Here is a 10,410-nt window from a genome sequence, read left to right as displayed (position 1 = left end):
CGCGAGGTGCGGGCCGTCCTGCCTCCGCTCCCACGCTCCGGTGTCCAACACGCAGATGCCCTTCTCCGGACACAGACGCTGAGCTTCCTGGCGGATCTGGTGGACCGCGGGCGCCGGGTAGACCGGGGCGCCCAGGTCGACCGCGTTCGCGTGCACGTACAGGGTGCCGTTCTCCTTCTCCCCCGGCACGTCGGTGTCGATCCCGACGCAGGGCACGCCGTACGAGTTCCAGTAGGCGAGCAGGAGGGCGAGCAGAGTGGACTTGCCCGCCCCACCCTTTCCGATGAAAGCGGCCCGCCGGCCCTGGGCGGGCAGCACCGGCACGGGGCGAGGTTTCGTCATGGCACCGGACGGTACAACCCCCGCCCGTGATCGAGAGCCCCGGCGGGCAGCTTGTACGACGGATAGACCCGATCGGGTCCTGCTCCAGCTCGCTCCGGAACCAGCCGCACATGACAGAGGCTCGCCCCGTTCGGGGCGAGCCTCTGTCCGTTCACCTACCGCCGCAGTCAGGAAGCGGCGGACGATCTGCGGGGCGGGGGAAGCCGCTGCAGCAGGTCCCACAGCGGCCGCGACCCTCCGGCCCACTCAGCCAGCAGACGGCGGTCCACCAGGTGCAGCTTCTGCGACCGCGCCAGCGGAGGGCATTTCGAGGTGAAGCGCCCGTTCGTTACCAGCACCACCACGTCCGCACCATGCAGCTGCCGAGCCGTCCCGTTGAGCACGTGCAGATCCGGGGTGCCGACCGCCGAGCCGCCCAGGCCGTTGCGGCGGTGCTTGCACTGGATCACCCAGAGACGTCCGAACGGGTCGGTCGCCTTCACGTCCGCGCCGTTGTCCCCGGACCCGCCGACCTGCTGCGCATCCGCGCAGCCGTCCCGGTGCATCAGGTCCCGTATCGCGTGCTCGAACTGCCGGTGATGCAGCCCGTCCAGCTGCGACAGCGCATACCGCAGCCCCCGCGCCCGCACCGCTTCCCACTGGGCCCGCTGCTCGCGCTGATAGAGCCACCAGCCTCCCGCGGCCGCGCCGACGACGCCGGCCGCGACCAGGATCCACCAGTGCGCCAGCAGCCAGGTCACGGCCATCACCACCAGGCCGATGGCCGCCGCGGTGACGACCAGCACCACTAACAGGTCGGACCCCGGGTCCTTCTTGCGCGAGCGCCGACGCCTCGGTCGCCGCGCGGGCGGACGTCGAGTCATCGCCGGTCACCTCCCGACGAGGGGAACTTGATCGGGTAGGACACGGTCGGCTGCGGTTCGGGCTTCCGCTCCTTGCCGCTTCTCTCAAACTTGATCGGGTAGTCCACCGACGACTTGCCAGGCTTTGGCGTCTTGCCGCTATGACCGGCGTCAGAACCGTTGCCGCCGCTCATCCCGACGACGAGCACCGCGACCGCGCAGAACAACGCCGTCTGCGTCTTCGCTCCCGCTGGCGAACGCCAGTGAGCCGAAACCTCCGTACCGTCCCGCTTCGCGTACTTGCCTATCCAGGGCACCGATTCCCCCTCGGTCTGCAGACACTCCCCGCGCAACCGACCATGTTTGCACCCGCCACCGACAACGAGTCACCGCAAGATCACCAATGGTGATCAACAGGGGTCGTCCTGACATCGGTTGGCGAGAGTCGTCGGGTGCGGGTCAGTGCTGCGGGGGCGCTGCCCCCACACCCCCGGCCACCCTGCGGAGGGGCATGGGGGCGCGTGGCGGGGCTGCTGCTCGGTGGGTGGTGGAAATGGTGGTGGGGTCGTGGTGCGGCCCCCTCGTCGGACGGCACCCGGAGGGCACCACACCGCCCGCCGGGCCGCCAGGCCGAGCCGCTTCGCGGTCGCGCAAGCGCGAGCCTGGCACCCCGACGAACGGCGCGGTAGGGCTTCGCCTGCCGCCCAACGAGGGAACCACCCCACTCAGCCCAGACCCACGGCCGCGGCCGCGGCCGCGGCCGCGGCCGCCGAGACTGCGTCACCGGAACGGGGTGCGACCCGCGCAGACGTTCACCCGACGCCTCATGAATCTCCCCTGGGGCCCAACGCCCCCGAGAACTCGGGGTTTCTGGCCTGCCCGCCACACGGGAAGTCGACAAGTAGCCTCCCGCGTCACGGAAATCGCCAAGGAAAACGGGCGTGTTTTGAAACACCAGCCGCCTCATGGGTCTAAGATCGCTGGCATGCCCCAGGAGCGAGGACGCCAGCATCGGAACCGGACGACGGTGTTTCCTGCCGACAAGACGGTCCGTGCAACTCTCGTGCTCTATCCAGAGGATGAGGAGCGCAAGCTCTACGAGGAGCTTGTGACCACCATGGGTGTCTCAGGCGCCCAGGTTCTCCGCGAAGCGCTCAAGGAGCTGCACAAGCGCGAGACGCGCCGTAAGGCACGCGCGGCAGCCAGGACGACGAAGACACCCCAGGAGCTGCCCAAGGCCGGATGACGACAACGTCCGGACACGCAAAAGGCCCTGACCCGAAACATCAGATCAGGGCACCGCGTCGTCCAGCGGGACCACTCAGTCAGAGCTTGGCGGCAGACGTCTGAGAGTCCCCATTTCCGCAGGTGAAGCCCGTTTCCAGGTGCCGGACTAAGTCCGACGCCTAGGGCTTCTCTATGCCCTCATGTATCGCAGGAAGGCATTCGCATCGTAGCAAGAAGCTGCGATGGCGGCCCAGTGCGCCTCGAATCCGGTGTGTCCGCACAGCCTGAGTCGGCGCAGGTCACACCGCCATCGCTGGACCAAGAGCGTGTGGCCGTACTCCGGTTTCCCCGGATCAGCCTGTCCATGTGGTACCGGATCGCCGAGCTGTCTCACCACCGCGGTCTGCTGCCCGCATCGAAGTTCCGCCTGGCCCGGTTCCTCTCCCAACAGGAGCTGGACCGCGCCACCGGCCGCGTGGTCGGACAGTGGGGAACGGGACGTACGGATGGCGGCATGACGCTGGCCGCCCGCTACGCATGGCAGTTCGGAGTCGGCGAGGACCGGTACTGGGACGACCTGAAGGGTCTGTACCGCTACGGCCTCGCGGAGCGGGACGTGGCCCCAGCCCCCGGCCGGCGCGCGGTCTACGCCCTGACGCTGCGGGTGGACGCGATCCCGCACGACCTCCCCGACGACCTGGCCCAGCAGTTGAAGGTGTGGGACCTCCCAGAGGCCGAAGACCCGTACGAGGACGCCCGGTACGGCCGCCTGACCGACGCGGCCGAGTACGCGGTGCTGGCGGAGCCCGCCGCCGTCCCCGTGGACGAGCCCACGGCCACCAAGCTGGCCGCCGCTCCGCGCTGGGAGCACTCTGCAGACTCCCGTGAGGCGGCCGCCGCCGAGGCCATCCGGACGTCCGCCAAGGCTCTGGGGAAGGAGGCCGGGCCGCAGGATCTGCGCTGCTGGGCCGTTGCCGACCGCGACCGCGCCGAGGCTCTGAACCAGCGACTGATGACCAATGGCAAAACGTCCCCTCTATACGCGAGGGGTGTTTCACCACTATCTGATCTTTTGTCTACCGGTAGTAGTGGGCTGAGCTGGTCGAACAAGATGGGACAAGCAAATACGACGCCTTCGGCAGCGCCTGGAGGAAAGCCCGCGTTCCTGTCCGGAGATGACCCTCGGGTGGTCGCAGACAGGGTTCTACGGCGCGCATGGCGCTCGTGGAGGCTCCAACTCGGTCACGGCAAGGTGCTTTTGCCCTCTGGAGCCTGGGACGAGCATGGACGCTGGCACAGCGCCTCAGCGTGGACTGACCTGCATCGCACGGTCCAGATTGCGCTCCGCCGCTCGACCGCGAGCGAGCTGGTCGAGGTGCTGTCCAGCAGCGTGGCCGGGGTGGACGACGTCGGTCGCTTGGCCGCCTGGAGGCTGTGGCGCCTCATCAACTCCCGGAAGGCTCACAGCCACGGCCGGCGGCGGACCGTGGCCCAGGCCGCCCACGTCACGGGCTGGGACGACATCGGGACCGCCGTTGCTGAGCGCTCCCGCATCATGGCCGCTCCGGCAGCCCCCGCGGTGGACCTCTGGGACCGCGAGGCCGAGCTGCGCGAGCAGGCACGCCGCCGTGAGGCCGCTCGCCTCGCGGCCGAGGCCGAGCTTGCGCAGGAGGCCCAGCGCGCCGAGTTGGGCGAGCGGTGGCGACTCGACCGTTGGACCCGGCGGCCCGAGCAGGAGCCTCTCCGGCGCTGGTCGGGGCGGGAGCCGGAGCACGTCCACCAGAGTCAACTGGAGGAGCGTCGACGCATGGACCAGCCCCTCAACGCATCGTCGGCCAAGGAGACCCTTCGGGCCGCCCGCGCGAAGGCCCGCGCGGAGAAGCGCAATCGGCGAAGCCGCTGAAACTGGCATATGCCGACAACCAAAGTTCCCGCGACAACCAATGCTGTCGGTAACTACAGTTGTCGCATGGACAAGAAGGAACTGACCCAGACCGACCGCGAGACCCTGCGGAAGGACCTGCACGGGGCCCTACAGCCGTTGCGGGACGTCCTGTACGAGGCGATGACCGAGGGGCGGCCGGACAGCCCGGACGTCCTCCGCCTGGACCGTCCCGAGGGTGCGCTGGCGAGTCTGGCCGCGTGCAAGTACGCCGCCGAGGAGATCGACGGCATGGCCGAGAACTTCGCCCGGTCCGCCGGGGCGAAGGGCGCCAACTACGCCGAGCTGGGGGCAGCCTGGGGAATCTCCCGTCAGGCAGCCCGTAAGCGCTGGCCGCTGGCCGTGGACCCCAGCGCCGCACGAGGGACGCGGAAGTCGGTCGACATCACGGCGTTCGGCGGGACAGCCCGGGTCGGGTTCGATCCGGCGGACGGTGGCTGGTGGTGGGTGGCGGCCGCCGCCAACGGCACCAACCGAGACACAGGGCTGGAGGAGGACGCCCCCACGTACGACACGAGCGAGGAGGCCGCGGCCGCCGCCGGCGCCTTCCTCGCGGCCAACACCACGACCGCCGCCAATGAGCGGCAAGGAGGCTGAACAGCATGTGCATCTGCGGATCTCTGCCCGGCCACGACGAATGCTCGCGCTGCGCCCTGCCCCCGGAGGAGAGGAACGGGCCCGAGCCAGCGGACCCCGGACCCGCCCAGGCCGCCCCTGCCGTTGCCGCCCGGCGAAGAGCCCTTCTGACCAGCACCGCCGGAAGAGGAAACAGGAAACACCCGGTATCAACTACCGCCGCCACCACGCGGCATGGAGGCTGAACAGCATGGAGACCTCACCGCAAGACCTCAGCTCCCTGTACTCCGACAACCATCTGCAGTGCGTCATCACGTCCTACGGCGCCGGGCACCACGACGCCCCGCCCGGAACCGCACTCCTGGTCGACACCCGCATCCTGCGTAACCCGCCCGAGGACCCCGAGGTCCGGGAACGGATGCTGCACTCCAACGGCCTGGACCCGGAGGTCCGCCGGTACGTCATGGCAACGCCGGGTGCCAAGGAACTGGTCGCCCAGAACGCTGAGAAGGTCCGCATCCTGCTGCAGCACGACAACCTCAAGCAGTGGGCCGGAGCGCAGCCGTTCCGAGTCGACGTCCACGTCGTCTGCGGCGGCGGCCGTCACCGTTCCGTGGCTGTGGCTGCGGAAATCGCGGCGCACCTCCGGGCCGCTGGCATCGGGTGCGAGGTCGAGCACCGCCACATCGACCGGCCGATCCTGCCCCACTGATCACCACGGCAGCGAAGGAACCACGCGGCCCCCGGAGTCATTGCAGCTGACTCCGGGGGCCTTCCCGTACCGTAGCTCCACCAACGACGGAACTCTGAGGGGGGAATCGCCGTGCCTGTGAAAGGGGCCTGTCAGAACTGCGGCCACCCGATCCAGGAGAAGGACCGATGGAAGCCCTGTGAGAACTGCGGGGCCTCGCACCGCCGCTGAAGCGGTTCCACATCCTGCTCGGCCCCCAGCGGGACGCGTCAGCCCAGAACAGTCGCCACACCTCTCACGCAGATCTCACAGACTGCAGGGACTCCCCCGGACTGCGAGGCTCCGACCTGGACACTTACGCGACTGTCCCGGACTGACTAGACCCTCGTGGACGCCGATTACCACCTGTGCCAGGTGGTACCGAGGGCCGGACCCCACCCAGGTCCCAGTCGTCTCCTGCTCAGGGCCCGAACGTCTTCCGGTAACCGCGCCGGACCCCGCGGCCCACAGCCCGCCAAGAGGATAGGAAGCAGCTGCACCCGTGCCCCTCCCGGCGGTCGCAGCTGGCCGCGTGTCCGCGCACGGCGAGCCGGACAAGGGCGATGGGCAGCGCGACCAGCTCGGCGAGCAGGACGCATGGAGCGACGAGGATGACCAGGACGTGAGAGCGCCAACGGCGCGTGTTCGTGTTCATGGTCGAAGCCTGGAACGGTTCGCCTGTGGATAGATTTCGCTGGCGCGGATCCGGCCGCCCACGCCGCCAGCCGACTGAGCCGCCATCAGAGCGGCCGCCATGGACCCCGTGGGCCGTTCCGGCGTCACAGTTATGCCGGTAACGGTGACGAAGTGAAACCTTCTTAGAGCGCCAACCACTGCTTGCGCTGATGCTTCTTGCCACCTGCATATACGATCGGGCGCACATTTAGCGCCGAGCCTTTTGGTGCTCCTTCGAAAAATTCTTCGATGACTGGCATGGGAATCCACCAGTCGAAGGAAGAATGAGCTTCCAACCTGTAAGGGAGCTTAACGTTCTGCTCGCCTTCTGGAGGTTGCCACCGCTTTGCCGTCTTGTCAGGGTCCTTCGGTCCGCCGAAGGTCGAGCCTTGCTCCATGTCCAGGAAGCACTCGTCAACGCTCACGGCGAGACGCCCCTCGTTGCGGACGGTCACCCGCACGTACTTCTCGTCTCCAGTGGTCACCACAGAAGGTTCCGGGATCCGGATTTTCGGACCCGAGTGGAGCCAACTCCAGGCTTGCCACCCGAGAGATGCAGCACTCATTGCAAGAGCAGCGTACGGGACCGCGGTAGGGGCAGGTGACATTCCACAAGCTTAAATTCGCCCCGCGCTCGACTTCTTGCAGTGACGACAAACCACGGCGTGTCGCCTGACCAGGGTCAATTTCGAGGCGCGGGCAGAGCCCCCGGGCCTCCAGTAAGGGAGTCCCGTCCTGCTGCCAGTTCCGGCACGTACTTGTAGACCGTGGTCCGGGAGACCCCCAACAGCTTCGCAATCGACGTGATCGTGTTCTCCGGATCGGTCAGCAGGGCACGGGCGTGCCGGATCTGCTCTTCCGTCATCGCGGGCGGCCGGCCGATACGCTCGCCGCGGGCCCTCGCTGCCTCCAGGCCCTCGTGGGTGCCCAGCACGATGAGTTCGCGAATGAACTCCGCAAGCGCGGCGAAGACGTGGAAGACCAGGCGGCCGCCAGGCGTGGTGGTATCGAGCGCTTCATGCAGCGATTGGAAGCCGATATCGCGCTTGCGCAGGCCGGAGACGATGGAGATCAGGTCTTGGATCGAGCGGCCGAGGCGGTCGAGGGACGGCACCACGAGTGTGTCACCGGGCCGGAGGTAGTCGAGGCACTGCCACAGTTCCTCGCGCTCTGCGTTCTTGCCAGACTTCTTGTCGGCGAAGACCCGCACGCAGTTCGCTTCCGTCAGGGCCGCGATCTGCCGGTCGAGCAGCTGCCCCTTCGTGGACACACGCGCGTAGCCGACCCGGGCGCCGGACGCGTTGGCAGGGAAGGCTTCCAGCGGGCTGTCAGCGGCCGCCCACTCAGCGGGAGTCGTCATGCACGGCACCGTACAGAAAAGGGACCTGATGCGTTCCTGGACGCCTCCCGTTGTTGAACACCCTTGTTGGACGCCGGAAGCCGGATTCGGCTCGGCGTGTCGAGGCCAGGCGCTGTTGTCCAGGAACCGATCGATTGCTGAACAAGCGGGAGGGGCGCCGTCAGAGCGGCCCCCTCCCGCGGCTTACCTGGGGCTACCGATCCGAACGCAGGCACGCGTCCAGTCGATGACCTTCTGCAGCACCTCAAGCAGCACCCTCTGCCTTCGCGCTGACAAAAAGGGCCAGCTCACCCAAGCGGGCGCCGACAACAGCACGAAGAACAACAAGGGCACGAACGAGAGAGCAGCCAGGATCAGCCTGGGGTTCGGCGTTAGCACGTCAAGTTCCTTTGATCGATACGGACTCGAAGTGCCGACAACGAGGAGTACAGAAAAGAGGAGTGCCATGACCGTGACCAACGCTGTCCCAGGCCAAAGGGTAGAGCTTGGCCGAGGCAGAGGTACAGAGCGCCCTGAACAGGCATGAGCCCGGAGGCAGTGGAGATGCCTCCAGGCTCGCGGCATGCGCCCCCTGAGGTGACGGCGAGCGCGTGGCCACCGCGCCGCTCAACGAGCGCCCAGGGTCCGTAAGCCTCCGTGGCCCGGAGCGTGGGCGACTGCGAGTGCTCCGGGCTGCGAAAGACGGCCAGCGGCGGAAGGGAGGGGGGTCGGTGGCGGTCCGGTCGGCGGCCGCCGCGCCATCCAGTGGCCCGGACCGTACCCCCGCCGTCGCGGATGCACGAGCGTGAGGCGACCGCACCGCCGGCCGTGGCTGAGGGGGAGCGCCTGCTGCCGCGCGGTGGTGGCGGCCGGTGTGGTCGCTCCGCGTCGGCCCGGGTCTCGCCGTGGCCGAGGCGCGTTTCGTCGGTGGTCGGCTCAGACCGTGCGCACCCACCGCCTAAGGCCCGTCGCGCTGAGCAGGCCCGGGGACCCCGGGCCGAGCCGGGCAACCGCCGGAGGCTCGTGACCAACGCGGTCGTCGGCACGGTCTTCTGTGGGTGACGTTCCTTTTTCCTCGGGTGGCTCAGGCCGGTTGCCGGGGGCCGACGTGCCCGTACTGACGCCGGAGGCAACCACGGAACCTCGGGGGTGTCCAAGGCCAAGCCGCTACGCGGTCGCGCAAGCGCGAGCCTTGGACACCCCCGAGAACCCGCGGTCGGGCAGAGCCCGTCAGCACGACCACCCCGACCCCCTTGGAGGCACTCCATGGATGACACCACCGCTCAGAACACCAACGGCGCGACGTCTGCAGACCAGTTCCACCAGGATCTGCAGGACGACTACATGGCCGAGGCGTACGGCGACACCTTCACCCCCTCGCCGGAGCGGGAGGGCTGAGGTCCTCGGTGGGGCCGACCGGGTCGGCCCCACCGCCGCGTGGTGCGAGACAGCCAGCTGCCCCGACGACCCCACCCACCTCAACACGGCGCCGTACGATCATCGGCGTGACCGTTGTTCGCCGCGCTCTGGGGGCCGGACCCCAGACGCCGTCCCCGGCATCCACTACAGCCGTCCCGCACCGCAAGGGCGCCGTGGAGGCCGATCTGGACGTCGAACTGCCCGCGATCCAGCTTCCGGACCTGGACGCCCTCCGCGCTCGCGGCGTACTCGGAGCACGAGGGAGGCGTACCTGGTGAGCAGTGCCCGCCGTCGACTGGGAACCGGGCCCCGACCCGACGAGCCGGAGCTGTCGCCAATTGGCGACAGCCGCGAGCGCGGCCGTACGGCTGCGGAGCTGGCTGCCGCCGAGCCGATCGCCTCTGCCGACGAGGATCAGGAAGAGACGCGGCCGCAAGGTCGCCGCCGATTGGGCACCGGGCCAGAGCCAGGCCGGGAGCCCTTCTAGTTTTGGGCCCTCAGATGAGGGCCGATTTTTAGAATCTACGCAGGTCACCAGGGGTAACAGTCGCAGCGGACTGTTACCTGACCGGGGTGGGAGAGCCCGCCGCCGGACTGGTGCCCGGAACTGGGAGCGTCAGCCGGGCAGGCCCAGGTCGTCCAAGGCGGTGCCGTTCGCCCAGCGCTGGAGCTGGTGGCCGTCGAGGAGGTGGACGCCGCCCTGGCGGGAGGCCCAGAGCACGTCCGTGCGGCTGAACTGGCCCTGGCTGATGACGAGGCGGATCAGGCTGTCGACACCGGGCCGTCCTGCTTCGCGCAGAGGTGCGGTACCGGTCGCTTCGTCCGCCTCGTCGTCCACGGGCTGCTCCGCGCGGCGGACGGCGACGTCGAGCTGGCGGCCGCGGCGGTCCCGCGCGTACAGCCGCGGTTGTCCGTGGTGCGGCATGGAGATGACGTGCCAGCCGTCGCGGCGCAGCATCCGTTCGGCGGCGACCGCCAGGCCGTGGGCGTCCAGGCCCTCGAGTTCGCCCGGTGTGTAGATGCCGCCGCGCCGGCGGGCGGCCGCGCGGCGCCAGCGAGCGCAGGGCACGACCGCGCCAGCGAGGAGCGCGACGCCGAGCACCAGGCCGAGGACTCCGAGCTGCCGGTACATCCAGGCGAGGAAGCCAGTGGGAACGGCCACGGCCAGGCCGAGCCCGATGAACCCGGGCAGAGCGTCACGGAGTTCGGGGCCGTAGCGGCCTTGGGCTCGCAGTTCGGCGGCGGCCCGTTGGCGTTGGGAGCGGCGTGAGCCGGCCTCCGGAGCGCGCCTCCACAGCTCCACCTGGGTCAACTCCCT

Annotated in this window: 11 protein-coding genes and 1 pseudogene; 6 read left to right on the top strand and 6 right to left on the bottom strand. The window is 69.0% G+C overall.

Translation table 11 applies throughout. The annotated features are described in order from the left end of the window. The 3 genes and pseudogenes from LCH29_RS40570 to LCH29_RS40560 form a co-directional block, all read right to left on the bottom strand. A pseudogene (locus LCH29_RS40570) lies at window positions 1-342 on the bottom strand (hypothetical protein); the annotation flags it as partial. A gap of 167 nt (window positions 343-509) precedes the next feature. Beyond that, complete coding sequence (locus LCH29_RS40565; RefSeq protein ID WP_446466700.1) at window positions 510-1,205, bottom strand: restriction endonuclease; 696 nt, start codon at window positions 1,203-1,205, stop codon at window positions 510-512. After that, window positions 1,202-1,501 carry a hypothetical protein gene (locus tag LCH29_RS40560; protein WP_446466699.1) on the bottom strand — a complete coding sequence of 100 codons (300 nt, stop codon included), beginning with the start codon at window positions 1,499-1,501 and terminating at the stop codon, window positions 1,202-1,204. Before LCH29_RS40560 ends, LCH29_RS40565 begins: the two co-directional genes overlap by 4 nt. 668 nt (window positions 1,502-2,169) lie before the next feature. Between LCH29_RS40560 and LCH29_RS40555 the strand changes: the two genes are divergently transcribed. The 4 genes from LCH29_RS40555 to LCH29_RS40540 all read left to right on the top strand — a co-directional run bounded on the left by LCH29_RS40555 (window position 2,170) and on the right by LCH29_RS40540 (window position 5,641). Then, window positions 2,170-2,430 carry a hypothetical protein gene (locus LCH29_RS40555; protein WP_446466698.1) on the top strand — a complete coding sequence of 87 codons (261 nt, stop codon included), beginning with the start codon at window positions 2,170-2,172 and terminating at the stop codon, window positions 2,428-2,430. Window positions 2,431-2,739: 309 nt separating this feature from the next. Further along, on the top strand, window positions 2,740-4,314 hold the full coding sequence (locus LCH29_RS40550; RefSeq protein ID WP_446466697.1) for a hypothetical protein: 1,575 nt from the start codon (window positions 2,740-2,742) through the stop codon (window positions 4,312-4,314). Window positions 4,315-4,380: 66 nt separating this feature from the next. Beyond that, window positions 4,381-4,950: a hypothetical protein gene (locus LCH29_RS40545; RefSeq protein WP_446466696.1), complete on the top strand. Its 570-nt coding sequence runs from the start codon at window positions 4,381-4,383 to the stop codon at window positions 4,948-4,950. A gap of 229 nt (window positions 4,951-5,179) precedes the next feature. Next, window positions 5,180-5,641, top strand: a complete 462-nt coding sequence (locus LCH29_RS40540) for a RapZ C-terminal domain-containing protein (protein ID WP_446466695.1) — start codon at window positions 5,180-5,182, stop codon at window positions 5,639-5,641. Between the two features lie 836 nt (window positions 5,642-6,477). Here LCH29_RS40540 and LCH29_RS40535 read toward each other — a convergent pair. Next, window positions 6,478-6,819 carry a hypothetical protein gene (locus LCH29_RS40535; protein WP_446466694.1) on the bottom strand — a complete coding sequence of 114 codons (342 nt, stop codon included), beginning with the start codon at window positions 6,817-6,819 and terminating at the stop codon, window positions 6,478-6,480. A 197-nt stretch (window positions 6,820-7,016) separates the two neighbouring features. Beyond that, window positions 7,017-7,694, bottom strand: coding sequence for a recombinase family protein (locus tag LCH29_RS40530; RefSeq protein ID WP_446466693.1), 678 nt, complete (start codon window positions 7,692-7,694; stop codon window positions 7,017-7,019). Window positions 7,695-8,939: 1,245 nt separating this feature from the next. Between LCH29_RS40530 and LCH29_RS40525 the strand changes: the two genes are divergently transcribed. Together LCH29_RS40525 and LCH29_RS40520 are read left to right on the top strand one after the other, a co-directional pair. Next, window positions 8,940-9,071: a hypothetical protein gene (locus LCH29_RS40525; RefSeq protein ID WP_446466692.1), complete on the top strand. Its 132-nt coding sequence runs from the start codon at window positions 8,940-8,942 to the stop codon at window positions 9,069-9,071. Window positions 9,072-9,178: 107 nt separating this feature from the next. Next, window positions 9,179-9,370, top strand: a complete 192-nt coding sequence (locus LCH29_RS40520; protein ID WP_446466691.1) for a hypothetical protein — start codon at window positions 9,179-9,181, stop codon at window positions 9,368-9,370. Window positions 9,371-9,708: 338 nt separating this feature from the next. Here the strand turns inward: LCH29_RS40520 and LCH29_RS40515 are convergent, their stop codons facing one another. After that, window positions 9,709-10,395 carry a hypothetical protein gene (locus LCH29_RS40515; RefSeq protein WP_446466690.1) on the bottom strand — a complete coding sequence of 229 codons (687 nt, stop codon included), beginning with the start codon at window positions 10,393-10,395 and terminating at the stop codon, window positions 9,709-9,711. Window positions 10,396-10,410: the final 15 nt, after the last annotated feature.

This window comes from Streptomyces sp. BRA346, from assembly GCF_052851135.1.
This window is presented reverse-complemented; position numbering and strand designations above follow the sequence as displayed.

Coding starts and splice junctions, on each gene's coding strand:
- LCH29_RS40540 (WP_446466695.1), top strand. CDS start 5,180: ATGGAGACCTCACCGCAAGACCTCAGCTCCCTGTACTCCGACAACCAT.
- LCH29_RS40555 (WP_446466698.1), top strand. CDS start 2,170: ATGCCCCAGGAGCGAGGACGCCAGCATCGGAACCGGACGACGGTGTTT.
- LCH29_RS40565 (WP_446466700.1), bottom strand. CDS start 1,205: ATGACTCGACGTCCGCCCGCGCGGCGACCGAGGCGTCGGCGCTCGCGC.
- LCH29_RS40545 (WP_446466696.1), top strand. CDS start 4,381: ATGGACAAGAAGGAACTGACCCAGACCGACCGCGAGACCCTGCGGAAG.
- LCH29_RS40530 (WP_446466693.1), bottom strand. CDS start 7,694: ATGACGACTCCCGCTGAGTGGGCGGCCGCTGACAGCCCGCTGGAAGCC.
- LCH29_RS40525 (WP_446466692.1), top strand. CDS start 8,940: ATGGATGACACCACCGCTCAGAACACCAACGGCGCGACGTCTGCAGAC.